At 73.7% G+C, this 23,497-nt stretch carries 21 protein-coding genes and 1 pseudogene; 10 read left to right on the top strand and 12 right to left on the bottom strand.

Annotated elements, in window-relative coordinates:
* The 3 genes and pseudogenes from ACZ7JA_RS11615 to ACZ7JA_RS11605 form a co-directional block, all read right to left on the bottom strand.
* Positions 1-1,719, bottom strand: a complete 1,719-nt coding sequence (locus tag ACZ7JA_RS11615; RefSeq protein ID WP_470807955.1) for an L-aspartate oxidase — start codon at positions 1,717-1,719, stop codon at positions 1-3.
* Positions 1,716-2,717, bottom strand: a pseudogene (gene panC / locus ACZ7JA_RS11610) (pantoate--beta-alanine ligase); the annotation flags it as partial. The pseudogene panC and the gene ACZ7JA_RS11615, both read right to left, overlap by 4 nt.
* Positions 2,717-3,661 carry a Rossmann-like and DUF2520 domain-containing protein gene (locus ACZ7JA_RS11605; RefSeq protein WP_389300832.1) on the bottom strand — a complete coding sequence of 315 codons (945 nt, stop codon included), beginning with the start codon at positions 3,659-3,661 and terminating at the stop codon, positions 2,717-2,719. The gene ACZ7JA_RS11605 and the pseudogene panC, both read right to left, overlap by 1 nt.
* A gap of 172 nt (positions 3,662-3,833) precedes the next feature.
* Here ACZ7JA_RS11605 and ACZ7JA_RS11600 point away from each other — a divergent pair, with 172 nt between their 5' ends.
* Positions 3,834-5,006: a threonine aldolase family protein gene (locus tag ACZ7JA_RS11600; RefSeq protein ID WP_470807954.1), complete on the top strand. Its 1,173-nt coding sequence runs from the start codon at positions 3,834-3,836 to the stop codon at positions 5,004-5,006.
* Positions 5,007-5,051: 45 nt separating this feature from the next.
* On the opposite strand, the gene ACZ7JA_RS11595 is transcribed toward ACZ7JA_RS11600, so the two are convergent.
* From ACZ7JA_RS11595 to ACZ7JA_RS11585, 3 genes are all read right to left on the bottom strand, one after another.
* Positions 5,052-5,684 carry an ATP-binding protein gene (locus ACZ7JA_RS11595; RefSeq protein ID WP_470807953.1) on the bottom strand — a complete coding sequence of 211 codons (633 nt, stop codon included), beginning with the start codon at positions 5,682-5,684 and terminating at the stop codon, positions 5,052-5,054.
* A 40-nt stretch (positions 5,685-5,724) separates the two neighbouring features.
* Positions 5,725-6,396 (bottom strand): response regulator transcription factor, encoded by a 672-nt coding sequence (locus tag ACZ7JA_RS11590; RefSeq protein WP_351667275.1) that lies wholly within the window; start codon positions 6,394-6,396, stop codon positions 5,725-5,727.
* Positions 6,397-6,505: 109 nt separating this feature from the next.
* Positions 6,506-7,711, bottom strand: a complete 1,206-nt coding sequence (locus tag ACZ7JA_RS11585; RefSeq protein ID WP_351667277.1) for a sensor histidine kinase — start codon at positions 7,709-7,711, stop codon at positions 6,506-6,508.
* A 118-nt stretch (positions 7,712-7,829) separates the two neighbouring features.
* Between ACZ7JA_RS11585 and ACZ7JA_RS11580 the strand changes: the two genes are divergently transcribed.
* Positions 7,830-8,849 (top strand): SAM-dependent methyltransferase, encoded by a 1,020-nt coding sequence (locus ACZ7JA_RS11580; protein WP_470807952.1) that lies wholly within the window; start codon positions 7,830-7,832, stop codon positions 8,847-8,849.
* Between the two features lie 21 nt (positions 8,850-8,870).
* On the opposite strand, the gene ACZ7JA_RS11575 is transcribed toward ACZ7JA_RS11580, so the two are convergent.
* A complete protein-coding gene (locus ACZ7JA_RS11575) occupies positions 8,871-10,019 on the bottom strand; it encodes an NADH-quinone oxidoreductase subunit D (protein ID WP_389300824.1) in 1,149 nt (382 codons plus the stop codon).
* A gap of 31 nt (positions 10,020-10,050) precedes the next feature.
* Here ACZ7JA_RS11575 and ACZ7JA_RS11570 point away from each other — a divergent pair, with 31 nt between their 5' ends.
* Together ACZ7JA_RS11570 and ACZ7JA_RS11565 are read left to right on the top strand one after the other, a co-directional pair.
* Positions 10,051-10,554: a PH domain-containing protein gene (locus ACZ7JA_RS11570; RefSeq protein ID WP_470807951.1), complete on the top strand. Its 504-nt coding sequence runs from the start codon at positions 10,051-10,053 to the stop codon at positions 10,552-10,554.
* Positions 10,551-11,876 (top strand): PH domain-containing protein, encoded by a 1,326-nt coding sequence (locus tag ACZ7JA_RS11565; RefSeq protein WP_470807950.1) that lies wholly within the window; start codon positions 10,551-10,553, stop codon positions 11,874-11,876. The genes ACZ7JA_RS11570 and ACZ7JA_RS11565 overlap by 4 nt, the downstream gene beginning before the upstream one ends.
* Positions 11,877-11,951: 75 nt before the next feature.
* On the opposite strand, the gene ACZ7JA_RS11560 is transcribed toward ACZ7JA_RS11565, so the two are convergent.
* Together ACZ7JA_RS11560 and ACZ7JA_RS11555 are read right to left on the bottom strand one after the other, a co-directional pair.
* Positions 11,952-13,361, bottom strand: coding sequence for a hypothetical protein (locus ACZ7JA_RS11560; protein WP_470807949.1), 1,410 nt, complete (start codon positions 13,359-13,361; stop codon positions 11,952-11,954).
* A gap of 96 nt (positions 13,362-13,457) precedes the next feature.
* Complete coding sequence (locus tag ACZ7JA_RS11555; protein ID WP_389300817.1) at positions 13,458-14,582, bottom strand: alpha/beta hydrolase; 1,125 nt, start codon at positions 14,580-14,582, stop codon at positions 13,458-13,460.
* Between the two features lie 227 nt (positions 14,583-14,809).
* Here ACZ7JA_RS11555 and ACZ7JA_RS11550 point away from each other — a divergent pair, with 227 nt between their 5' ends.
* The 6 genes from ACZ7JA_RS11550 to ACZ7JA_RS11525 all read left to right on the top strand — a co-directional run bounded on the left by ACZ7JA_RS11550 (position 14,810) and on the right by ACZ7JA_RS11525 (position 19,930).
* Positions 14,810-16,624 (top strand): phosphatidylglycerol lysyltransferase domain-containing protein, encoded by a 1,815-nt coding sequence (locus ACZ7JA_RS11550; protein WP_351667291.1) that lies wholly within the window; start codon positions 14,810-14,812, stop codon positions 16,622-16,624.
* A 94-nt stretch (positions 16,625-16,718) separates the two neighbouring features.
* Positions 16,719-17,633 carry a dihydropteroate synthase gene (gene folP / locus ACZ7JA_RS11545; protein ID WP_389300814.1) on the top strand — a complete coding sequence of 305 codons (915 nt, stop codon included), beginning with the start codon at positions 16,719-16,721 and terminating at the stop codon, positions 17,631-17,633.
* Complete coding sequence (locus tag ACZ7JA_RS11540) at positions 17,630-18,169, top strand: nuclear transport factor 2 family protein (RefSeq protein ID WP_351667295.1); 540 nt, start codon at positions 17,630-17,632, stop codon at positions 18,167-18,169. The genes folP and ACZ7JA_RS11540 overlap by 4 nt, the downstream gene beginning before the upstream one ends.
* Positions 18,170-18,416: 247 nt before the next feature.
* Positions 18,417-18,776, top strand: coding sequence for a dihydroneopterin aldolase (folB, locus tag ACZ7JA_RS11535; protein WP_351667297.1), 360 nt, complete (start codon positions 18,417-18,419; stop codon positions 18,774-18,776).
* Positions 18,773-19,384 carry a 2-amino-4-hydroxy-6-hydroxymethyldihydropteridine diphosphokinase gene (gene folK, locus ACZ7JA_RS11530; protein WP_143629579.1) on the top strand — a complete coding sequence of 204 codons (612 nt, stop codon included), beginning with the start codon at positions 18,773-18,775 and terminating at the stop codon, positions 19,382-19,384. The genes folB and folK overlap by 4 nt, the downstream gene beginning before the upstream one ends.
* Positions 19,385-19,441: 57 nt before the next feature.
* Positions 19,442-19,930: a DUF3180 domain-containing protein gene (locus ACZ7JA_RS11525; RefSeq protein WP_351667299.1), complete on the top strand. Its 489-nt coding sequence runs from the start codon at positions 19,442-19,444 to the stop codon at positions 19,928-19,930.
* 52 nt (positions 19,931-19,982) lie between these two features.
* Here the strand turns inward: ACZ7JA_RS11525 and folE are convergent, their stop codons facing one another.
* From folE to hpt, 3 genes are all read right to left on the bottom strand, one after another.
* Positions 19,983-20,588 (bottom strand): GTP cyclohydrolase I FolE, encoded by a 606-nt coding sequence (folE, locus tag ACZ7JA_RS11520; protein WP_351667301.1) that lies wholly within the window; start codon positions 20,586-20,588, stop codon positions 19,983-19,985.
* 108 nt (positions 20,589-20,696) lie between these two features.
* Complete coding sequence (ftsH, locus tag ACZ7JA_RS11515; protein ID WP_351667303.1) at positions 20,697-22,736, bottom strand: ATP-dependent zinc metalloprotease FtsH; 2,040 nt, start codon at positions 22,734-22,736, stop codon at positions 20,697-20,699.
* A gap of 195 nt (positions 22,737-22,931) precedes the next feature.
* The gene (gene hpt, locus ACZ7JA_RS11510; RefSeq protein ID WP_351667305.1) at positions 22,932-23,492 is read right to left on the bottom strand and encodes a hypoxanthine phosphoribosyltransferase; all 561 of its coding nucleotides are present in this window, start codon (positions 23,490-23,492) and stop codon (positions 22,932-22,934) included.
* Positions 23,493-23,497 lie beyond the last annotated feature (5 nt).

Genomic DNA, 23,497 nt, shown 5'->3' with positions numbered 1-23,497 from the left:
TCACTGCTCCTGGGAACGCTGGGGCCGGGTAGGGGGGAAGTCTGCGGTGTCCGTGGTGTGCACGGCCAGCGACCGGTCCGGGCCGAGCCGTACGACGATGTGGCGCCGCCAGTGGGCGTCGTCGCGCTCGGCGCGGTCCTCGCGCCAGTGGCAGCCGCGGGTCTCCTCGCGGCGCAGGGCGGCGGCGACCAGGACCCGGGCCACGCACAGGAGGTTGGTGGCCTCCCAGGTGTCGACACCGGGCTCGGCGGTCTTGCCGTTCTCCCGCAGGGCGTCGCGGGCCTCGCCGTGCAGCCGCTGGAGCTGGTCCGCGGCCCGCTGCAGCGACCGCTCCGAGCGGAGCACGCCGGCGCCCTCGGTCATGATCCGCTGGATGGCGAACCGGGACTCCGGGGCCAGCAGCGGGTGGCCGGGCGTCTCGGGGTGCGCGAGCGTCGCGGGCTCGCGCACCGCCAGGCCGCCTCCCGCCCGGGTCTCGGCGATGTCGGCGGCGATGCGCTCGGCGTAGACGAGGCCTTCGAGCAGGGAGTTGGAGGCGAGGCGGTTGGCGCCGTGCACGCCGGTGCAGGCGACCTCGCCGCACGCGTACAGGCCGGGCACGGTCGTACGGCCCCGGGCGTCGGTGCGGACGCCGCCGGAGGCGTAGTGGGCGGCCGGGGCGACCGGTACGGGCTCCGTCACCGGGTCGATGCCGTGGGCGCGGCAGGCGGCCAGGATGGTCGGGAAACGGTGCTCCCACATCTCGGCGCCGAAGTGCCGGGCGTCGAGGTACATGTGCTCGGCGTCCTGCTCCTGCATCCGCCGCGTGATGCCCTTGGCGACGATGTCCCGGGGCGCCAGCTCGGCCAGCTCGTGCTGCCCCGCCATGAAGCGCACGCCGTCCCCGTCGACCAGGTGGGCGCCCTCGCCGCGCACCGCCTCGGAGACCAGCGGCTGCTGGCCCTCGGCGTCCGCGCCGAGGAACAGCACGGTCGGGTGGAACTGCACGAACTCCAGATCGCTGACCTCCGCGCCCGCGCGCAGCGCCAGCGCCACGCCGTCGCCGGTCGACACCGAGGGGTTGGTGGTCGCGGAGAACACCTGGCCCATGCCGCCGGTCGCCAGGACCACCGCGGGGGCGTGCACCGCGCCCACGCCGTCGTGCTGGCCCTCGCCCATCACGTGCAGGGTGACGCCCGCCGTCCGGCCCTCGGCGTCGGTCAGCAGGTCGAGCACGAGCGCGTTCTCGACGGTGCGCAGGCCACGCGCGCGCACCGCCTCGACCAGGGCGCGGGAGATCTCCGCGCCGGTGGCGTCGCCGCCCGCGTGCGCGATGCGGCGCCGGTGGTGGCCGCCCTCGCGGGTGAGCTCGATGCCGCCCTCGTCGTCGGTGTCGAAGTGGGCGCCGGTGGAGATCAGCCGCCGTACGGCGTCGGGGCCCTCGGTGACGAGGATGCGCACGGCCTCCTCGTCGCACAGGCCGGCGCCCGCCACCAGGGTGTCCTGGAGGTGCTGCTCCGGGGTGTCGCCCTCGCCGAGGGCGGCGGCGATGCCGCCCTGCGCCCAGCGCGTGGAACCGTCGTCGAGGCGTGCCTTGGTGACGACGACGGTCGTCAGGCCCGCGGCCTCGCAGCGCAGCGCAGCGGTCAGCCCGGCCACTCCGGAGCCGACGACGACCACGTCCGCGGAGATGCTCCACCCGGGTGCGGGCGCGTGCAGTCGTATGCCTGTGCTGGTCACGAGGCGGCTCCGAGGGATCCGAAGGTGAGGGGCAGGTTGTCGATCAGCCGGGTGGTGCCGACGCGGGCGGCCACGGCGAGGACGGCCTCGCCGGTGAAGCCGGCGCCGATCTCGGTGAAGTCGGACGGGTCGACCAGGGCGAGGTAGTCCAGCCTCAGCGGCGGGTCGAGGCGGGCGGCCTCGTCCAGCACCTGGTGCACGGCGGCGCGGACGGCCGCCGGGCCGCCGGGCGCGGCGGTGGCGACGGCGTGCGCGTCGGCCGCCGCGCGGGACTCGCCCATGACGCTCAGCGCCTCAGCACGCGCGTGCGTGGAGGGCACCTCGCGGGCCCGGGCGCGCAGCGCCTCCTGTGCGGCGTGCCGGTCCCGGCCGGCGAACAGGGCACGGGACAGCGCGAGGGCGGTGCGGCGTTCGCCGGGCGAGAGGTAGCGGTTGCGGCTGGACAGGGCGAGCCCGTCCTCCTCGCGCACGGTCGGGACGCCGACGATCTCCACGCCGAAGTTCAGGTCGCGCACCATGCGCCGGATCAGGGCCAGTTGCTGGGCGTCCTTCTGGCCGTACAGGGCGACGTCGGGGCGGGTGAGGTGCAGCAGCTTGGCGACGACGGTGAGCATCCCGTCGAAGTGCCCGGGCCGGGAGGCGCCTTCGAGGCGCTCGCCCATGGGGCCCGCGGTGATCCGCACCTGGGGTTCGCCGCCCGGGTACACCTCGTCCACGGCGGGCGCGAACACGGCGTCGGCGCCCGCCTGTTCGGCGAGCTTCAGGTCGGCGTCCAGGGTGCGCGGGTAGCGGTCGAGGTCCTCGCCGGCGCCGAACTGCAGCGGGTTGACGAAGACGGTGACGACGACCTCGCCCTCCGGTCCGGCGATCTCGCGCGCGGTGCGGATCAGCGTGGCGTGGCCCTCGTGCAGCGCTCCCATGGTCATCACGACGGCACGGCGGCCGCGGCGCACGCGCGCGTGCAGCTCTTCGGCGGTGCTGAGCAGGGCGGTGGTCATCAGGCGTTCCCCTCGGTGCCGTTGGTCCCGTTCGTGCCGTCGGCCCCGCCGGCCAGCACGCCGAGCAGGTCCTCGGCGAGCTCCGGCTTCAGCAGGCCGTGGGCGAGCGCCCGGTCGGCGGTCGCGCGGGCCATCGCCAGGTAGCCCGCGACGGCCTGCGGGGAGTGCTTGCGCAGCTCGGCGACATGCGCCGCGACCGTCCCGGCGTCCCCGCGCGCGACGGGGCCGGTGAGCGCGGCGTCGCCGGAGCGCAGCGCGTTGTCCAGGGCGGCGCCGAGCAGCGGGCCGAGCATCCGGTCGGGGGCGGAGACGCCGGCCGTGCGCAGCAGCTCCATGGACTGGGCGACCAGGGTCACCAGGTGGTTGGCGCCGAGGGCGAGGGCCGCGTGGTACAGCGGGCGGTTCTCCTCGCCGATCCACTCGGGCTCGCCGCCCATCTCGATGACCAGGGCCTCGGCGGCCAGCCGCAGCTCCTCGGGCGCGGTGACGCCGAAGGAGCAGCCCGCGAGGCGCTGGACGTCGACGGGGGTGCCGGTGAAGGTCATCGCCGGGTGCAGCGCCAGCGGCAGCGCGCCCGCGCGCAGGGCGGGGTCGAGGACCTTCGCGCCGTACCGGCCGGAGGTGTGCACGAGCAGTTGCCCGGGCCGTACGGCCCCGGTCTCGGCGAGGCCGGCGACCAGGCCGGGCAGGGCGTCGTCGGGGACGGTGAGCAGTACCAGGTCGGCGTGCCGGAGGACCTCGGCGGGCGGCACCAGGGGCACGTCCGGGAGCATCGTCTCGGCCCGTCTGCGGGAGGCGTCGGAGACTCCGGACACGGCCACCGGGCGGTGCCCGGCGAGCTGGAGGGACGCGGCCAGGGCGGGGCCCACGCGTCCGGCGCCGACGACGCCTACGGTGAGCCGCGCGGGGCGGTCCTTGAGGTCTGGCTGGTGGACTGTACTCACGCGACGGTGGCCTTCCCGTTCCAGTCCGCTCTGGGTACCGGACGATTTCTCGTCATGTTAACGCTATCCGGCACGGCGCGGCCGGTCGTCCACAGGCTGTGGGCTTCGCCACGGCGCGGGATCGGGGAAACCCGGCTGCCCCGCCGGGGCCGCGCAGGGCATGATCCCGCACATGAGCGATACGGCGGAGCAGGGCGGGGAGCGGTCGGCGGCGCAGCGGCTGCGCGAGCGGCGCGGGGTCGCCCAGAGGCAGGCGCGGCGGGTGCTGTCGCGCGCGGGCTGGCGGGGCACGATGCGCGAGCGGCTGGCGCTGCTGCAGGAGGCCGCCCCGGCGGTGTACGACCTGGACGAACCGGCGGACGTCTACGGCGACGGGGTCGTGGCCGCCCTGGAGGAGCGGGTCGCCGCGCTGCTCGGCACGGAGGCCGCCGCGTTCTTCCCGACCGGCACGATGGCCCAGCAGGTCGCCCTGCGCTGCTGGGCGGCCCGCACCGGCGACACCACCGTGGCGCTGCACGGCCTGGCCCACCCCGAGGTGCACGAACGGCACGCGCTCAGCCAGGTGGCCGGCCTGCGTCCGGTGCGGCTGACCAGCGATCCCCGGCTGCCCACGGCCGAGGAGGTCCGCGACTTCCCCGAGCCCTTCGGGGCGCTGATGCTGGAGCTGCCCCTCCGGGACGCCGGTTTCCTGCTGCCCTCCTGGGAGGAGCTGACCGAGATCGTGGCGGCGGCCCGGGAGCGGGACGCGGTGGTGCACTTCGACGGTGCGCGCCTGTGGGAGTCGACCGTCCACTTCGGCCGGCCCCTGGACGAGATAGCCGGCCTCGCGGACAGCGTGTACGTGTCGTTCTACAAGTCCCTCGACGGCTTCGGCGGCGCCGCGCTGGCCGGCCCGAGGTCCCTGGTCGACCAGGCGAGGACCTGGCGGCACCGGTACGGCGGGATGGTCTTCCAGCAGTTCCCGACCGCGCTGTCGGCGCTGGTCGGGCTGGACCGGGAGCTGCCCCGGCTGCCGGAGTACGTGCGCCACGCGCGCGTGGTCGCGGCCGCGCTGGGCGAGGGGTTCGCCGCGGCCGGTCTGCCGTGGGCGCGCGTGCACCCCGAGGTGCCGCACACCCACGAGTTCCAGGTGCTGCTGCCGTACCGGCCCGAGGTGGTGGCCGAGGCGGCGGTGCGGCAGGGCGAGGAGACCTCGGTGCTGCTCTTCGCCAACGGCTGGGAGGAGGCCGGGCCGGGCGTCGCGTGCACCGAGGTCACCCTCCGCTCGGCGGGCCTGGAGTGGACGGCGGACGACGTGCGGGCGGCCGTCGCGGACTTCGTGGCCCGGCTGCCGGCGGCGCCGTAAGCGGGGGGGGACGCGGGCGGCGGGCGGCGGGCGGCGGGCGGCGGGTCAGTCGAACCGGATGTGCCGCAGGCCCACCCGGGCCTGCCGCAGCCGGGTCCGCACCGGGCCGCCGCGGTGGGGCCGGAGGGTGAGGCCGGCCAGGACGGCGATGCGGTCCGCCGTCCTCGGCACGGTGACGCGGTCCGTCCACAGGTGCTCGGCGAACTCCGGCTCGCGCAGCCGGCTCAGGCAGTGGTCGAGCCGGCTCACCGCCCAGGTCTCCCGGCCCGACCGGGCCTTCTGCCCGCCGGGGAGCCGCAGGAGGCGCCCGAGGCCGCGCTCGCGCAGTCTCCCGAGCACCGTCTCGCGCTCGGCGAGCAGGGTGAAGTGCCGTACGTCGTGGCCGAGTCCGCGCAGACGGCCGACCGTCTCGGCGAAGTGGCCGGGGTCGGTCACCGTCATCGGGGCGATGACCACGCCCCCGTGCCCGGTGAGGGCCAGGTCGAGGACCTCGACGACGCCCTGCCGCCAGGACGCCAGGTCCTGGAAGTCGCCGCGCAGCCCGGGCGGGAGCATGCGGTGCAGGCCGAATCCGACGTGCTCGGGGTCGCAGACGACGCTGCCGGGCATGCGGCTCTGGATCTCGTACGCGGTCTGCGTCTTGCCGCCCCCGAAGGGGCCGTTGATCCACAGGAGCATGACGGCGACCCTACCGACGCGGGCCGCCCGCCGGGCCCGGTCAGCCGTGACCGCCGGCCCGCACCAGTCCGGTCTCGTACGCCAGCACCACCACCTGCACCCGGTCCCGCAGGCCGAGCTTGGTCAGGATGCGGCCCACATGGGTCTTCACGGTCGCCTCGGACAGCACCAGCCGGGCCGCGATCTCCCCGTTGGACAGGCCCTGCGCGACCAGCACCATGACCTCGCGCTCTCGCTCCGTGAGCCGCTCCAGCTCCTTGTGCTTGGGTGCGCCGGCGCCGGACGGCAGCATCGGCGCGAACCGGTCCAGCAGGCGCCGGGTGGTGGAGGGCGCCACCACCGCGTCCCCGCTGTGCACGGCGCGGATGGCCGTCAGCAGCTCGCCGGGCGGCACGTCCTTGAGCATGAAGCCGGAGGCGCCCGCCTTCAGACCGGAGAAGGCGTACTCGTCCAGGTCGAACGTGGTCAGGATCAGCACCTTCGGCGGGTTGGGCTCGGCGCAGATCCGCCGGGTGGCCTCCACCCCGTCCAGCTTCGGCATGCGGACGTCCATCAGGACCACGTCGACGCCGGTGGAGCGGACCGCCTGGAGGGCCTCGACGCCGTCGCCCGCCTCGGCGACGACCTCCATGTCCGGCTGGGCGGCGAGCACCATCCGGAACCCGGTGCGCAGCAGCACCTGGTCGTCCACGAGCATCACGCGGATCGTCATCGGGGTCCTCTTCCAGTCGTCGTCGAAGGTCGTGCGGGGGTCGTGCGAGGTCGGATCAGGGGTCGCGCCCGGGGGCGTGACAGGTGTCAACAGGGGGCGTGCGGCGTCGTCAGTGCGCCGGTTTGAGCGGCAGCAGCGCGCTGATGCGGAAGCCTCCACCAGGACGCGGTCCGGCGTCCAGGGTGCCGCCGACCATGCCGACCCGCTCCCGCATGCCGATCAGGCCGTGCCCCTGCCCGTCGGCGCCGCCCTCCTCGTACAGCTCGTGCGGGGCGCCCTTGCCGTCGTCCTCGACGAGCAGGCCGAGCCCGTCGTCGAAGTAGACGAGGCGCACGCTCGCGCCCGCGTTGGGCCCGCCGTGCTTGCGGGTGTTGGTGAGCGCCTCCTGCACGATGCGGTACGCGGTCAGCTCCACGCCGCTGGGCAGCGGGCGCGGGGTGCCCTCGACCTTGAAGTCGACCGGCAGGCCCGAGGTGCGGCACTGCTCGACGAGGTCGTCGATCTGGTCGACGTCCGGCTGCGGGACGTACTCCCCCGTCTCCTGGTGCTCGCCGGTGCGCAGCACGCCCAGCAGGCGGCGCATCTCGGCGAGGGCCTGCCGGCCGGTGGAGGAGATGGTCTCCAGGGCCTTCTTCGCCTGGTCGGGGGCGGCGTCGAGGACGTAGGCGGCGCCGTCGGCCTGCACCACCATCACCGACACGTTGTGCGCGACGACGTCGTGCAGCTCGCGCGCGATCCGGGCGCGCTCGGCGGCGACCGCGACCTTGGACTGCGCCTCGCGCTCCCGCTCCAGCCGGGCGGCGCGCTCCTCGAGCTGGGCGAAGTAGGCGCGGCGGGTGCGCATGGAGTCGCCGAGCACCCAGGCCAGGGCGAACGGCACCGTCTGGAACGCCGCGATCGCCACCTGGCCGAGCAGGCCCGTGTGCGGGGCGGGCCAGCGGATCTGGGCCAGGGTCGCCGCGAACAGAGTGACGGTGAGAGCGAGCCGGGAGGCCCAGCGCGCGCCCATCGTCGCGACCGTGTAGGTGATCGCCAGCATCGCGAAGTCGGCGACGGTCGACTCGATGTCCAGGACCAGCTGCGCCAGTCCGGTGGCGAGGGCCAGCAGCAGCATCGGCTCGGGATAACGGCGGCGCAGCGCCACGACCAGGCACAGCACGGCGGACACCGCCAGCCCTCCGGCGACCGGCATGTGGTGCCCCGGCGCCCTGCTGAGACTCACCACGCTCACACCGGAGAGCCCGAACAGGACGACGGCCCAGAAGCTGTCGACCCACGTCGGGTGCCTGCGGAGAAAGTCATAGAGGCGCTGCACGTAACCCAGAGTAGGGAAATGAAATGAGTGCACGGGTCAACCGGAGGGCCGATCCCCGGGAGGCCCGCGTACTCCGCAAGGTGGAGGAAGTGATCACCTGTGCGCCTAGTCTGTCCCGGTGACGGACGAGGCGGCGGCGCGCAGCGGGCGCGAGGGACGCGGGTGGCGGCAGGCGGCCCAGGAGGCGCTGTACGGGCGGGACGGCTTCTACCGGCGGCCCGAGGGGCCGGCCGGGCACTTCCGTACGTCGGTGCACGCCTCCCCGCTGTTCGCGCGCGCCGTGGCCCGGCTGCTGTGCCGGGTCGACGAGGCGCTCGGCCGGCCGGCCGCCCTGGACTTCGTCGACATGGGGGCGGGACGCGGTGAGCTGGTCACCGCCGTGCTCGCGGCGCTGCCGGCCGGCGTGGCCGCACGCGCGCGCGGGTACGCCGTCGAGCTCGCCGCACGCCCCGCGGGGCTGGACGAGCGGATCGCCTGGCTGAGCGAGCCCCCGGAGCGCGTCACCGGGCTGCTGTTCGCCAACGAGTGGCTGGACAACGTGCCGGTGGACGTCGCCGAGGTGGACCCGGCGGGCGTGCCCCGGCTGGTGCTCGTCGCGGCGGACGGCACGGAGCGGCTCGGGGAGCCGGTGTCGGGGGCGGACGCGGACTGGCTGGCCCGGTGGTGGCCGCTGCCCTGCGAGCAGGGCCTGCGCGCGGAGATCGGACGGCCCAGGGACACGGCCTGGGCGGCCGCGGTGGACCGGGTGGAGCGGGGGCTCGCGGTGGCCGTGGACTACGCGCACACCGCCGGCGCGCGCCCGTCGTTCGGGACCCTCACCGGGTTCCGGGCGGGGCGCGAGACGGCGCCTGTGCCGGACGGTTCCTGCGACATCACGGCGCATGTCGCGCTGGACGCGTGCGCGGCGGCGCGCGCGGAGGTCTCACCGCCCGCGCGGCTGCTCACCCAACGCGACGCCCTGCACGCCCTGGACCTCACCGGCGCGCGCCCCCCGCTCACGCTGGCCGCCACGGACCCGGCGGCCTACGTGCGCGCCCTGGCGAGCGCCGGGGAGGCCGCCGAACTGACCGCCCCGGACGGACTCGGCGGCTTCGGCTGGCTGCTCCAGCCGGTCGGCGTCCCGGACCCGCTCGCCTGAACCGCGCGCGCCACCCGGGGGCTACTTGTCGATGTCGCCCACCACGAAGAACATCGATCCGAGGATCGCCACCATGTCGGCCACCAGCGTCCCCGGAAGCAGTTCGGTCAGCGCCTGGATGTTGTTGTACGACGCCGAGCGCAGCTTCATCCGGTACGGGGTCTTCTCACCCTTGCTGACCAGGTAGTAGCCGTTGATGCCGAGCGGGTTCTCGGTCCACGCGTAGGTGTGCCCCTCGGGCGCCTTCAGCACCTTGGGCAGCCGCTGGTTGACCGGCCCCGGCGGCAGTCCGGCCAGCCGGTCCAGGCAGGCGTCGGCGAGGTCCAGCGCGTTGTGGGTCTGCTCCAGCAGGCACTCGAAGCGGGCCAGGCAGTCGCCCTCGTCCCGGGTGACGACCTTCAGGACGTCCTGAAGGTCGCCGTACGCCAGGTAGGGCTCGTCGCGGCGCAGGTCGAAGTCGACACCGGAGGCGCGCGCGATGGGCCCGCTCACGCCGTAGGCGTGCACGGCCTCCGGTGAGAGCTCCCCCACGCCCCTGGTGCGTCCCCGGAAGATCTCGTTGCCGAGCACCAGGTCGTCGAAGACGTCCATGCGGGAGCGCACGGCGGCGACGGCGGCACGCGCGCGTGCGGTCCATCCGGCCGGCAGGTCCTCCTTGAGGCCGCCGACGCGGTTGAACATGTAGTGCATGCGCCCGCCGGAGACCTCCTCCATCACGTTCTGGAGCACCTCGCGCTCCCGGAACGCGTAGAACACCGGGGTGATCCCGCCCAGCTCCAGCGGGTACGACCCGAGGAACATCAGGTGGTTGAGCACCCGGTTCAGCTCGGCGAGCAGCGTCCGCGTCCACACGGCGCGCTCGGGGACCTCCATGCCGAGCATCCGCTCCACGGCGAGGACCACGCCCAGCTCGTTGGAGAACGCCGACAGCCAGTCGTGGCGGTTGGCGAGCATGATGATCTGCCGGTAGTCGCGCGCCTCGAAGAGCTTCTCCGCACCCCGGTGCATGTAGCCGATCACCGGCTCCGCGTGCTGGATGCGCTCGCCGTCCAGCACCAGCTTGAGCCGCAGCACGCCGTGCGTGGACGGATGCTGGGGGCCGATGTTGAGCACCATGTCGGTGCTCTCGGCGGCGCCGCCGACGCCGACCGTGGTCTCCGTCGCAGTCATGGACCCAGTCTCCCCTACGTACGCTGGCCCCATGGAGACGGGGAGCCCGGCGGAGACCGGGGTGGCGGGGGACGAGCCGGTGTGGCGGGGACTGCCGCCGGGGCTGCTGCGCATGCGCCGGCTGCTGCTGGTGGTGTGGACGGGCGTGCTCGCCCTGGCGGCGGGGCTGCTGCCGGGCCTGCTCGCGGGACCGGCCTGGGCCGCCTTCGCGCTGCTCCCCCCGGCCCTGGCCGCGTGGTGCTGGCGGCTGCTGGGCCGCAACTGGCGCTCCTGGCGGTACGCCGAGCGCGCCGACGACCTGCTGATCCGCCGCGGCGTGCTGTGGCGTGAGGAGACCGTGGTGCCGTACGGGCGGATGCAGCTCGTGGAGGTCACCTCCGGTCCCCTGGAGCGCTACTTCGGGCTGGCCAGCGTCCAGCTGCACACCGCGGCCGCGGCGACCGACGCGGTCGTCCCGGGCCTGGAGCCGGCCGAGGCGGAACGGCTGCGCGACCGGCTCACCGAGCTGGGCGAGGCCCGGTCGGCGGGGCTGTGACGGCCCCGGCCCCCGGCGACGCGCCGGACCGCCCGCCGGCCGCCGAGCGGCGGCTGCACCCCGTCACCCCGTTCCGGCGGGCCTGGGCGCCGGTCGCCGTCCTCGCCGGCTGGGCCGTGCACGACCCGAGCGCGGCGCAGGAGCAGTTGGCGCGGCTGACCGGCACCATGCTGCTCGTCGCGCTCAGCGTGCTGGTCCCGGCGGCCGGTCTGTACGGCTTCCTGTCCTGGTGGTTCACGCACTTCGCGGTCACGGACGGCGAACTGCGCATCCGCACCGGCCTGCTGTTCCGGCGCACCGCGCACATCCGGCTGGAGCGCGTCCAGGCGGTCGACGTCACCCGGCCGCTCCTCGCGCGGGTGGCGGGGGTGGCCAAGCTCCGCATCGACGTCGTCGGCGCCGCCAAGAAGGACGAACTGGCCTTCCTGGGCGAGCGGGAGGCGCGCGCCCTGCGCGCGGAACTGCTCGCGCGCGCGGCGGGCTTCGCCCCCGAGACCGCGCGCGAGGTCGGCGAGGCGCCGGCGCGGGAACTGCTGCGCGTGCCGCCGCGCGCGCTGGTGGTCTCCCTGCTGCTGACGGGCGCCACCTGGGGCTCGCTGGCCGCCGCCCTGGTCGTACCGCCCCTGCTGTGGCTCGCCACGCACAGCGTGTGGACGGTCCTCGCCACCGCCCTGCCGCTGCTGGGCGCCGCCGGCGCGAGCAGCGCGGGCCGGTTCGTCGCCGAGTACGACTGGTCGGTGGGCGAGTCCGCGGACGGGCTGCGCATCGACCACGGGCTGCTCGACCGCGCGCACGAGACGGTCCCGCCGGGCCGGGTCCAGACGGTGCGCGTCGTGGAGCCGCTGCTGTGGCGGCGGCTGGGCTGGGTGCGGGTGGAGCTGGACGTGGCCGGATCGGACAACTCGGTGCTGGTGCCGGTCGCCCCACGCGCCGTCGCCGAGTCGGTCATAGCGCGCGTGCTGCCAGGTGTGAGCGTCCCGGCGTCGCCGGCCCGGCCGCCGCGGCGGGCCCGCTGGTGCGTGCCGGTGTGGTGGCGCGGGCACGGCCTCGCGGTCACGGACGCGGTGTTCGCCGCCCGGCACGGCCTGCTGCGCCGCCGGCTGTCCCTGGTTCCGCATGCCAAGGTGCAGAGCGTACGGCTCACCCAGGGGCCCTGGCGGCGGCTGTGGCGGCTCGCCGACGTGCACGTGGACACCGGGGCCGGCCGGACCGTCACGGCCCGGCTGCGCGACGCGGACGAGGCCGCCCGGCTGCTGCGCGCCCAGGCGGAGCGCTCCCGCACCGGCCGCCGGGACGCCCGCCCGGACCGCTGGATGTCCTGAGCGGGGCGGCCGCCGGACCCGACGGAGCCCGGCTCCCCTCGCGGGGCGCCGGGCTCACGGGTTCGCCGTGCGGGCTCAGGAGGCCGCGCTGCGCAGTCCCTGGACGTCGATCTGTTCCGTCTCGTCGTGCGCGGTCAGGTCGATGACCTGGCCGACGCCGCGCGCCTGCTCGTCGGCGGTCTTGAACTCGGCCTCGGCCTCGGCCTTGTGCAGGGCGAGGGCCTCCTGACCGACGACGTCCGCCAGGTCCTCGTTCTGCACGGACTCCAGCGCCTCGGACGAGGTGTGCTTGTGGGTGCCGAAGAAGTCGAACCCGCCCTCGACCGCCGGACGCCGGGCGGGCGCGGCCGGTACGACGGCCACCGCGGTCGGCACCGTGAAGTGCCCCGCGGGCTGCCGGCCGGCGGGCTTGGCGGGCTCGGCCGGCGCCGTCGTGGTGGCGGCCGGGCGCGTGTGCTCCCCGGCCGCCCCGGGCTTCCCCCGCGCCTCGTCCTCCTGGACGGCGCCCTCGCTCCGGGGGGAGCCGGCCGCCTCGGTCACGCCCTCCGGGGCGCCCTCTCCTTTGGCGGCCGCCCCGCGCGGCGCGGGCGCGGCGGACCGGGGCCCGGCCGGCGTCCCGGCGGCGGACTTCACGAACGCGGCGTCGGTGACGGCCCTGCCGGGAGCCTCGGCGTCCGGATTCGCGGGCTCCTCGGGGGAGGCGTCGACGTCAGGGTCGGCGGAAAGCTCGGCATCGAGCCCGGCGGACGCCTTGGCGTCGGTTGCGGCGGACGCCTCGACGTCGGCGTCGGTCCCGGCGGGAGCCTCGGCCTCGGCGTCGGTCCCGGCGTCGAACCGGGCCAGTGCCGTCGCGGCCCGGAGGTAGAGCCGCGAGCCCTCGGGCGAGAACACCGCGTCGTGCTCCGGCTTCTGCGCCCCGGCCGGCTCCGCCGTGACCGCCGCGTCGGCGGTCTCAGGGGACTCGGGCTCGGTCGGTGCCTCCGGCTCGGCGCTGCGCGCGGGCGGCAGCGCGAGCGCGCCGGACGGCTCGCCCGCCTCGATCTCCAGCAGCCGGCGCCCCTCCAGGGCGCTCGCCCGCTCGGTCTCGGCGGTCGCGTAGCGGCGCAGCAGGGCCGCGTGCTCGTTGCGCAGCCCGGCCAGCTCCGCGCGCTTGGCGCGCAGCCGCCGCTCCAGCTTGGTGCGCAGCTCCCGCGACTCCTCCAGGTCGGTCTCCAGTTCGGCGACCCGCTCCTCGAAGCGCCACTCGTCGCTGGCACGCGCGCGTGTGAGGTCGGCGACCTGCTTGCCCGCGTGGGTGTCCCAGCGGCGCATCACGACGGCGCCGGCGACGGCGGTCGCCGCGGCGGCCGCGGCCAGCACGCGCAGCACCGTGGTCTCGGAGAACACCCAGGGACCCAGCGCGCAGACGACGGAGACTCCGGCGATCGCCGACGGTGGCAACAGCCGGTGCAGAGGCGGGGAATGGCGGTGGCGTCCACGTGGCATGGCCAGAAACTTACCGCGCGTAGGCGAATCATGGGTCCCCGCCCCGTAAAAACACGGCCACACCCACGGCTTCGCCGGCCACGGCGGCACCGGGGATCAGCGGTCGCTGAGCCGTCCGCTGATCCACTGCAGCGTCGGCGGGATCTCCCGTCGCCAGGTGTTGAAGTTGTGCCCGCCGCTGTCCAGGATGATCGACGAGATCCGCGTCCGGTTCGTGGCCTTCACCCGGTCTATGAACCTGAGCGTGTCCCGGTAGTTGTGCTCGCCGACGCGGCTGCTGGTGACGAGCAGTGAGGTGTCCGGCGCGGGGGCGTGCTTGAGGACCCACCACAGGTCGGCGCGGTCGCGCAGGTTCCGGTCGCCGTGGAAGAGGTCACCGGTCGTCGGGTCGACCGGCGCCTTGTAGTACGGCGACAGGCCCGCTCCGGCCGCGTACACGCCCGGGTGGTGCATGGCCAGCTTCAGCGCGCAGTAACCGCCGGTGGAGTCGCCGATGACGCCCCAGCTCCCGGGCCGCTTCCCCACCCGGTAGTGGGCGAGCACGGCCTCGGGGAGGTCTTTGGCGAAAAACGTCTCCGTCCGCGGGCCGCCCGGGACGTCGACGCACTCGGTGTCCCGCGGCGGCGCCACGGTCGGCCGCAGCATCACCAGGATCATCGGCTGCATCCGCCCGTCCTTGGCCAGCTCCTGCGCCGTACGCGGATAGTGCAGTTTGTTCACCAGCGCCTGCGCCGTGCCGGGGTAACCGGTCAGCACGACCGCCGCCGGGAACGTACGCGTGCGGTACCGCGGCTGGAAGTACTCGGGGGGCAGGTAGACGTAGGCGGGCGAGGCGATGCGGGATCCGCGGCCCACGATGGCGACCCGCTGTATCTGCCCGGCCGTGCGCGGGCCGCCCGTCACGCCCGGCACCGACGAGGTGGAGAGCACCTGCAGCGGGCCGCCCGGGCCGCCGCCCGAGGAGTGGTCGACGACGACGCCCTGCTCGGTCTCCCGGCCGAACAGGTCCGCCCAGTCCGCGTAGAAGCCGAAGGCCTGGTTGGCGCCGATCCCCAGGGAGGCGAAGAGGGCCAGCTGGGTGGCGAGGAGCAGACCGACGCGCCCGCTGACGGCCCGCCAGCTCCGCCGGGCGAGCCGTGGCCACAGCCACACCGTGGCGACGAACAGAGCCGCGGCGAGCACGATCGCCAGCAGCAGCACCTTGTTGCTCGTGAGACCCATGGGCTGTTTCCGCCTGCGCTTTCCGCCCGTGTCCAGCCCACACATCGTCGCGAGGGCTTGTCCGGGGCTTTCCTTGGCCTTTGACCCGGCTTTCCGGAGGGGAGTGAACCTCTCTCCCCGAGACACCGTCCTAGAGGGCGCAATGTCGCCGGATGCCCCGATCGGCACCGGGTTCAAGGTCTCTCGCAGAACTACGGGATGCGATGTCTGTCAGGATAGATGGGGAAATGTCGGGCGAGGTTCCGAGCCGATCAAGCCGGGCGCGGCGCATCCTGCGCGGCCCGCGCCCCGAGGCCGTTCCCACCCTGGTCGCCAGAGCGTGCGCCGTCGTCGGCGTGCTGGACATCGCCGCGGGCGTCTTCCCCCGCTTCCGCCACAGCCGTATGCACGCCATGGCCGAGGTGCTGCCCGGCTCCTTCGGACCCTTCGCCGCGGCCCTCTCGCTGAGCGCCGGCGTGCTGTTGCTGCTGCTCGCGCACGGGCTCCGGAGGCGCAAGCGCCGGGCGTGGCGGGCCGCCGTCGCGCTCCTCCCGGCAGGCGCGGTGGCCCAGTTCGGCTACCGGCACTCCCTCATCGGCATGCTCATATCGGTGGCGCTGCTGGTGCCGCTGCTGCGCCACCGCGACGAGTTCGCCGCCCTGCCCGACCCCCGCAGCCGCTGGCGCGCGCTCGCCAACTTCGTCCTGATGAGCGCCGGTTCGCTCGCCCTCGGCCTGGTCATCGTCAGCGTCCACCCGGACCGGACGGTCGGCGACCCGAGCCTCGCCGACCGCCTGACGCACGTCCTGTACGGCCTGTTCGGCTTCGAGGGCCCGGTGGACTACACCGGCAGCACCTCGTGGACCGTCGCCTTCTCCCTCGGCGCGCTCGGCTGGCTCACCACGGCCACCACGGTCTACCTGGCCTTCCGCCCCGAGCACCCGGCCGCCCGGCTCACCGAGGAGGACGAGGCCAGGCTCCGCGCGCTGCTGCACCGGCACGGCCGGCGCGACTCCCTCGGCCACTTCGCGCTGCGCCGGGACAAGGCGGTCGTCTTCTCCCCCAGCGGCAAGGCGGCCGTCACCTACCGCGTCGTCTCCGGCGTGATGCTCGCCAGCGGCGACCCGATCGGCGACGTCGAGGCCTGGCCCGGCGCCATCGAGCGCTTCATGGACGAGGCGCGGGCGCACTCCTGGACGCCCGCGGTCATGGGCTGCTCCGAGACGGGCGGCGAGGTGTGGACCCGCGAGACCGGCCTCGACGCCCTGGAGCTGGGCGACGAGGCGGTGGTCGACGTGGCGGATTTCTCGCTGGCCGGACGCGCGATGCGCAACGTGCGCCAGATGGTCAAGCGCATCGAGCGGGCCGGCTACGAGACCCGGGTACGGCGCATCCGTGACCTCGGCGACGCCGAACTGGAGCGCATCCGCCGGGCGGCGGAGGACTGGCGCGGCACCGACACCGAACGCGGCTTCTCCATGGCGCTCGGCCGCATCGGGGACCCCGCCGACGGCGACTGCCTGATCGCCACCGCCCACAAGCGCGAGGAGGAGCCCGGGGAGTACGGCGACCTGAAGGCGATCCTGCACTTCGTGCCCTGGGGCGAGGACGGCGTCTCGCTGGACCTCATGCGGCGCGACCGCAGCGCCGACCCCGGCATGAACGAACTGCTGATCGTCGCCGCCCTCCAGGCCGCCCCGAAGTTCGGCGTCACGCGGGTCTCGCTGAACTTCGCGATGTTCCGCTCCGCCCTCGCGCGCGGGGAGAAGATCGGCGCGGGACCGGTGCTGCGCGCCTGGCGCGGGCTGCTCGTCTTCCTCTCCCGCTGGTTCCAGATCGAGTCGCTGTACAAGTTCAACGCCAAGTTCCAGCCCCGGTGGGAGCCCCGCTTCGTCGTCTACCGCGCCTCGTCCGACCTGCCCCGCATCGGCTTCGCCGCCATGCAGGCCGAGGGCTTCGTCGACCTCGCCCTGCCGCTGCCGCGCTTCCTGCGCCGGCGCGGCGCGGCCGTCCGGCGCCCCTGCGCGCACGCGGTCGTGGAGCACGACGTCCGGGCGGCCTGAGCCGCCCGGCGGGCGGTCCGGCCGCCGCCGCGCCCGGCACCGGCACAGACGCCACCGCGCGTTCGCGGCACCGCCCTGGGCCTACGCTGAAGGTATGAACAACCTCAGCGGACGCGGCCGAGTGGCGGGCCTTCCGGCATGGGACCGGTGCGCGGTCATGGGCGTCGTGAACGTGACCCCCGATTCCTTCTCCGACGGCGGCCGCTGGTTCGACACGAGCGCCGCCGTCAAGCACGGCCTGGAGCTGGTCGCCCAGGGCGCCGACCTGGTCGACGTCGGCGGCGAGTCCACCCGCCCGGGCGCCACCCGCGTCGACGAGGCCGAGGAACTCAGGCGCGTCATCCCCGTCGTCCGCGGTCTCGCCTCCGAAGGCGTCGTCGTCTCCGTCGACACCATGCGCGCGCGTGTCGCCGAGCAGTCCCTCGCCGCCGGCGCCGCCCTGGTCAACGACGTCAGCGGCGGCCTCGCCGACCCCGCGATGATCCCCGTGGTCGCCGCCGCCGGCGCGCCCTTCGTCGTCATGCACTGGCGCGGCTTCCTCGAGGGCGGCAACGTCCAGGGGGCCTACGAGGACGTCGTCGCCGAGGTCGTGGACGAACTGCACGCGCGCGTGGAGGCCGTACTGGCGGGCGGCATCGCCCCCGACCGCATCGTCGTCGACCCCGGCCTCGGCTTCTCCAAGGAGGCCGAACACGACCTCGCCCTCCTCGCCCACCTCGACCGGCTGCGCGCCCTCGGCCACCCGCTGCTCGTCGCCGCCTCCCGCAAGCGGTTCCTCGGCCGCGTCCTCGCCGGCCCGCAGGGCGCGCCACCGCCGGCCCGGGAACGCGACGCCGCCACCGCCGCCGTCTCCGCGCTCGCCGCACAGGCCGGCGCCTGGGCGGTCCGTGTGCACGAGGTGCACGCCAGCGCCGACGCGGTACGGGTCGCGCGCGCCGTGGAGGGAGCGCGCGCGGAGCGGTCCCCGCGGGGCGCGGGCGGCGAGCACGGGGCGGAAGGAACCCGGTGAGCGCCCCCCACACCGACGTCGAGCAGGTGGAGGCCGCCAACACCGCCTTCTACGAGGCGATGGAGCGCGGGGACTTCGAGGAGCTGACCTCCCTCTGGCTCGTGCCCACCGACCTGGGCGTCGACGAGGAGTACCACGATCCGGCCGACACCGGCGTGGTCTCCTGCGTCCACCCCGGCTGGCCGGTGCTCACCGGCCGCGCCGAGGTCCTCAGGTCGTACGCGCTGATCATGGCGAACACCGACTACATCCAGTTCTTCCTCACCGACGTGCACGTCTCGGTCACCGGCGACACCGCCCTGGTGACCTGCACCGAGAACATCCTCAGCGGCGGCCCGGCCCCCGAGGAGGGCGCGGAGCTCGGCCCCCTCCTCGGTCAGCTCGTCGTCGCCACGAACGTCTTCCGCCGCACGCCCACCGGCTGGAAGCTCTGGGCCCACCACGCCTCACCCGTGCTGACCGAGTCCGACGAGGAGGACGAGAACGGACAGGACGGGGTCAACGGCGTGAATCCGGACGACGACCCCCTGCTCTGAGCCGGCGCGCGGCCCGCGGGAGCCCGGAAGTGGTTGGAATCACGAACCTGGGGTAGGAGCCGCTACCAGCCCATGACGTGGCCGGGTTCCCCAGGGAGAACGCGCGATGAAACCTCCGGGCGCCGGCCCGCGCCGCGCCCCGGCGCCCCGGCTCCGCAGGCGCCCGCAGGTAGATTCGTCCCAGGCCGGTGTGCCGTCCGCACATGGCACCGCCCGGCCGTTCCCGACGATTGCAGGAGTGATTCGCGTGGATCGTGTCGCGCTGCGCGGCCTGAGGGCCCGCGGGCACCACGGCGTGTTCCCCAAGGAGCGCGAGGAAGGCCAGACCTTCCTCGTCGACCTCGTCCTCGGCCTGGACACCCGGCCGGCCGCGGCGGACGACGACCTGACGAAGACCGTGCACTACGGCATCGTCGCCGAGGAGGTCGTGGCCGTGGTCGAGGGAGAGCCGGTGAACCTCATCGAGACCCTCGCCGAGCGGATCGCCCAGACCTGCCTGAAGCACGAAGGGGTCGAGGAGGTCGAGGTCTGCGTCCACAAGCCGGACGCCCCGATCACCGTGCCCTTCGACGACGTGACCGTCACCATCACCCGGAGCCGAGTATGACCCGACCTTTCACCCAGGGTCACAGCGACCCGACCGTCCAGCCGGTGCCCGCCGCGGTCGTCGAGCAGGTCGACGCCGCCGACACCACGCTGAGCAACCCCAAGCGGGCCGTGATCTCCATCGGCTCCAACCTCGGCAACCGCCTGGAGACCCTCCAGGGGGCCGTCGACGCCCTCGAGGACACCCCCGGCGTCCGTGTGAAGGCCGTCTCCCCGGTCTACGAGACCGAACCCTGGGGCGTCGAACCGGGCTCGCAGCCCTCCTACTTCAACGCGGTCGTGGTGCTCAAGACCACGCTGCCCCCGTCCTCCCTGCTGGAGCGGGCGCACGCCGTCGAGGAGGCCTTCCACCGGGTCCGCGACGAGCACTGGGGACCGCGCACGCTGGACGTCGACATCGTCGCCTACGCCGACGTCACCTCCGACGACCCGCTGCTGACCCTCCCCCACCCGCGCGCCCACGAACGCGCCTTCGTGCTCGCGCCCTGGCACGACGTGGACCCCCAGGCGCAGCTCCCCGGCCGGGGCCCGGTGGCCGATCTGCTGTCGGGCGTCACCCGCCACGGCGTCGAAGCACGCGCGGACCTGGAACTCCGACTGCCCGAGTAGTCGTTAAGGTCAAGACGACCACAGTCCGGGACGGTCCGGGGGAGCTGAAGGGACACCGTGAAACAGCTGCGCATCAGGGTGCTGGCAGGCGTGTTCGTCGTGGCCGGCGTCCTGTCCTGGGCGGGCGCCCGCCTCTGGAACTCGGTCGGGACCCTGCCCAGCGTCCCCCTGGCCGCCCCCGTCGTCCTCGCCCTGATCGCGGTGGTCCTGCTCGCCACGGCGCTCTCGCTGCGGGCCCGCCTCAAGGCGCAGCGCGAGCGCCGGCCGGGCGCCAAGGGCGTCGACCCCCTGATGGCCGCCCGGGCGGTCGTCTTCGGCCAGGCCAGCGCCCTGGTGGCCGCCCTCGTCGCCGGCATGTACGGCGGCACGGGCGTCTTCCTCCTGGAACTCCTCGACATCCCCGCCCGCCGCGACCAGGCCGTCTACGCCGGCTTCTCGGTCCTGGCGGGCATCGCCGTCATAGCGTCGGCCATGTTCCTAGAGCGGGTCTGCAAGCTCCCCGAGGACGACGACCAGGACCGCACGGGCGCGGAGCCGGTGGCCTGACCACCGGCCCCGGCGGGAGCCCTCAAGGAGCCGTAACGGCCCGGCGGCCGTGTCAGTGCGCGATTATCAGGCTCATCGCCTCGGCGCGGGTCGTGGCGTCCCGGAGCTGGCCGCGGACCGCCGAGGTGGTGGTCTTGGCGCCGGGCTTGCGGATGCCGCGTACGGACATGCACATGTGCTCGGCCTCGATGACGACGATCGCGCCGCGGGCCTCGAGGATCCGGACGAGGGAGTCCGCGATCTGCGTGGTGAGCCGCTCCTGCACCTGCGGGCGGCGCGCGAACACCTCGACCAGGCGGGCGAGCTTGGACAGTCCCGTGATCTTGCCGTTCTCGGCCGGGATGTAACCGACGTGCGCCACGCCGTGGAACGGCAGCAGGTGGTGCTCGCACAGGCTCACGATCTCGATGTCCTTCACCAGGACCATCTCGTCGTGCCCGAGGTCGAAGGTCGTGGTCAGCACGTCCTCCGGCTCCTGCCACAGACCGGCCAGGAGCTCCCGGTACGCCCGCGCGACCCGGGCCGGGGTGTCCCTCAGCCCCTCGCGGTCCGGGTCCTCGCCGACCGCGATCAGGAGTTCCCGAACGGCGCTCTCGGCGCGCTTCTCGTCGAACTCGCCGATGAAGCCTTCGCCGGCCAGCGTCACGGGGTCGGTCATCTGATGCCTCGTTCCTGTACGTCTTGCCGCGGGCACAAGAAAATGCCGCACCCCCCAGGCTAGAACCTGGGGGGTGCGGCGTTCATTCCGGGCCCATCGGCCGGAACGTCAGCTCTCGGGGCGGTCCTCCGGGGTCTGCTCGGTCACCGGGGCGGTGTCCGAGGCCGTGGACTTGGCCGTGCTGATGGCCGCCGTCGCGCCGTTCGCACCGTTGGTCAGTGCCAGCTCCTTGGGGGAGAGCACCGGCGGGCGGGTGGAGGGGGTGCGGCGGGAGGAGCCGGTCCACGCCGGCCGCGGCGGGCGCTTGTGGATCGTGGCGAAGACCTCGGCGATCTCCTCCTTGCCCAGGGTCTCCTTCTCCAGGAGGGCCAGGACGAGGTTGTCGAGCACGTCGCGGTTCTCGACCAGGATCTCCCAGGCCTCGTTGTGAGCGGTCTCGATGAGCTTCTTGACCTCTTCGTCCACCAGCGCGGCGACCTCTTCGGAGTAGTCGCGCTGGTGAGCCATCTCACGCCCGAGGAAGGGCTCGCTGTTGTCCCCGCCGAACTTGATCGCGCCGAGCCGCTCGGTCATGCCGTACTGCGTGACCATCGCGCGGGCCAGGTTGGTGGCCTTCTCGATGTCGTTGGCGGCGCCGGTGGTCGGGTCGTGGAAGACCAGTTCCTCCGCCGCACGGCCGCCCAGCATGTAGGCGAGCTGGTCGAGCATCTCGTTGCGGGTGGTGGAGTACTTGTCCTCGTCCGGGAGCACCATCGTGTAGCCCAGGGCGCGGCCCCGGGACAGGATGGTGATCTTGTGGACCGGGTCGGAGTTGGGGGAGGCCGCCGCGACCAGGGCGTGACCGCCCTCGTGGTACGCGGTGATCTTCTTCTCCTTGTCCGACATGATCCGGGTCCGCTTCTGCGGGCCCGCGACCACACGGTCGATCGCCTCGTCCAGCGCCTTGTTGTCGATCAGCTTCTGGTCACCGCGGGCGGTGAGCAGGGCCGCCTCGTTCAGCACGTTGGCGAGGTCGGCGCCGGTCATGCCGGGGGTGCGGCGGGCGACGGCGGCCAGGTCGACGTCGGGCGCGACCGGCTTGCCCTTCTGGTGGACCTTGAGGATCTCCATGCGACCCTGCAGGTCCGGCGGGTCGACGGCGATCTGCCGGTCGAAGCGGCCGGGGCGCAGGAGGGCCGGGTCGAGGATGTCGGGCCGGTTGGTGGCCGCGATCAGGATGACGCCGCCCTTGACGTCGAAGCCGTCCATCTCGACGAGCAGCTGGTTCAGCGTCTGCTCACGCTCGTCGTGTCCACCGCCGAGGCCGGCGCCGCGGTGGCGGCCGACCGCGTCGATCTCGTCGACGAAGACGATCGCCGGGGCGTTCGCCTTGGCCTGCTCGAACAGGTCGCGGACCCGGGAGGCGCCGACACCGACGAACATCTCGACGAAGTCGGAGCCGGAGATCGAGTAGAAGGGGACTCCGGCCTCGCCGGCCACGGCGCGGGCCAGCAGGGTCTTGCCGGTGCCGGGACGGCCGTAGAGCAGCACGCCCTTGGGGATCTTGGCGCCGACGGCCTGGAACTTGGCCGGCTCCTGCAGGAACTCCTTGATCTCGTGGAGCTCCTCGACGGCCTCGTCACAGCCGGCGACGTCGCTGAACGTCGTCTTCGGGGTGTCCTTGGTGATGAGCTTGGCCTTGGACTTGCCGAAGTTCATGACCCGGGAGCCGCCGCCCTGCATCTGATTCATCAGGAACAGGAAGACGACCACAATGAGGACGAAGGGCAGCAGGGACAGCAGGACGCCGAGGAACGGGTTCTGCTTGGACGGCGACACCGTGTAGCCGTCCGGGATCTGCTTTTCCTGGTACTTGCTCTGCAGCGTGCTGGCGATGGTCACGCCCTGGTCGCCGATGTAGCTCGCCTGGATCTTGGAGCTGCCGTCGACCTTCTGACCATCCTTGAGCTCGACCTTGACGGTCTGCTCGTCACCGGTGGTGAGCTTGGCCGACTGGACCCTGTTGTCGTTGATCGCCGCCACGACCTGGCCGGTGTCCACCGTCTTGTAGCCGCCGGACGAGCCGACGACCTGCATCAACACGACCACGGCAAGGACGGCCAGCACGATCCACATGACCGGCCCACGGAAGTATCGCTTCACGTCCATCCATACGGAGCGGTGTCGCCCCGTCCCTCCTGCCATAGTGAGTTTGATAAGACAGTTCTTCTGACGGTACCCCAGCATCGTTGTCCGAAGCCGCACGGAGCGGCATCGACGGCCGGCAATCCCGTCTCTGCATGCTCCAACGCGGAGAAACCCGCTGGGGTTCCCGGTCGTCCTACAGGGAATGGCCCGGTTGGCTCAGCCGCCGTAGACGTGGGGCGCGAGCGTACCGACGAACGGCAGGTTGCGGTACTTCTCGGCGTAGTCGAGGCCGTAGCCGACGACGAACTCGTTCGGGATGTCGAAGCCGACCCACTCGACGTCGATGGCGACCTTCGCGGCGTCCGGCTTGCGCAGCAGCGTGCACACCTTGAGGGAGGCGGGCTCGCGCGAGCCGAGGTTGTTGATCAGCCACGACAGGGTCAGGCCGGAGTCGATGATGTCCTCGACGATCAGGACGTGCCTGCCCTTGATGTCGGTGTCGAGGTCCTTGAGGATGCGGACGACACCGGAGGACTGGGTGCCCGCGCCGTAGGAGGACACGGCCATCCAGTCCATCGTGACGGGGGTGGACAGCGCCCGGGCGAGGTCCGCCATGACCATCACCGCGCCCTTGAGGACGCCGACGATGAGCAGGTCCTTGCCCGCGTACTCCGCGTCGATCTTCGCGGCCAGCTCGGCCAGCTTCGCGTCGATCTCTTCCTTGGTGATGAGTACCCGCTGAAGGTCGGCACCCATGTCGTTCGCGTCCACCCGCATCACTT

The organism is Streptomyces sp. NPDC038135 (genome assembly GCF_055601245.1).
The sequence above is the reverse complement of the archived record's forward strand: the minus strand, read 5'-3'. Positions and strand labels throughout refer to the sequence as shown.

Bases quoted from the DNA above. Each gene is read 5' to 3' on its own strand.
- ACZ7JA_RS11575 (WP_389300824.1), bottom strand. From the start codon at position 10,019: ATGACTGCGACGGAGACCACGGTCGGCGTCGGCGGCGCCGCCGAGAGC.
- ACZ7JA_RS11555 (WP_389300817.1), bottom strand. From the start codon at position 14,582: ATGGGTCTCACGAGCAACAAGGTGCTGCTGCTGGCGATCGTGCTCGCC.
- folE (WP_351667301.1), bottom strand. From the start codon at position 20,588: ATGACCGACCCCGTGACGCTGGCCGGCGAAGGCTTCATCGGCGAGTTC.
- folP (WP_389300814.1), top strand. From the start codon at position 16,719: ATGAACAACCTCAGCGGACGCGGCCGAGTGGCGGGCCTTCCGGCATGG.
- ACZ7JA_RS11600 (WP_470807954.1), top strand. From the start codon at position 3,834: ATGAGCGATACGGCGGAGCAGGGCGGGGAGCGGTCGGCGGCGCAGCGG.
- folK (WP_143629579.1), top strand. From the start codon at position 18,773: ATGACCCGACCTTTCACCCAGGGTCACAGCGACCCGACCGTCCAGCCG.
- ACZ7JA_RS11550 (WP_351667291.1), top strand. From the start codon at position 14,810: ATGTCGGGCGAGGTTCCGAGCCGATCAAGCCGGGCGCGGCGCATCCTG.
- ACZ7JA_RS11595 (WP_470807953.1), bottom strand. From the start codon at position 5,684: ATGCTCCTGTGGATCAACGGCCCCTTCGGGGGCGGCAAGACGCAGACC.
- ACZ7JA_RS11570 (WP_470807951.1), top strand. From the start codon at position 10,051: ATGGAGACGGGGAGCCCGGCGGAGACCGGGGTGGCGGGGGACGAGCCG.
- hpt (WP_351667305.1), bottom strand. From the start codon at position 23,492: ATGCGGGTGGACGCGAACGACATGGGTGCCGACCTTCAGCGGGTACTC.
- ftsH (WP_351667303.1), bottom strand. From the start codon at position 22,736: ATGGACGTGAAGCGATACTTCCGTGGGCCGGTCATGTGGATCGTGCTG.
- ACZ7JA_RS11560 (WP_470807949.1), bottom strand. From the start codon at position 13,361: ATGCCACGTGGACGCCACCGCCATTCCCCGCCTCTGCACCGGCTGTTG.
- ACZ7JA_RS11590 (WP_351667275.1), bottom strand. From the start codon at position 6,396: ATGACGATCCGCGTGATGCTCGTGGACGACCAGGTGCTGCTGCGCACC.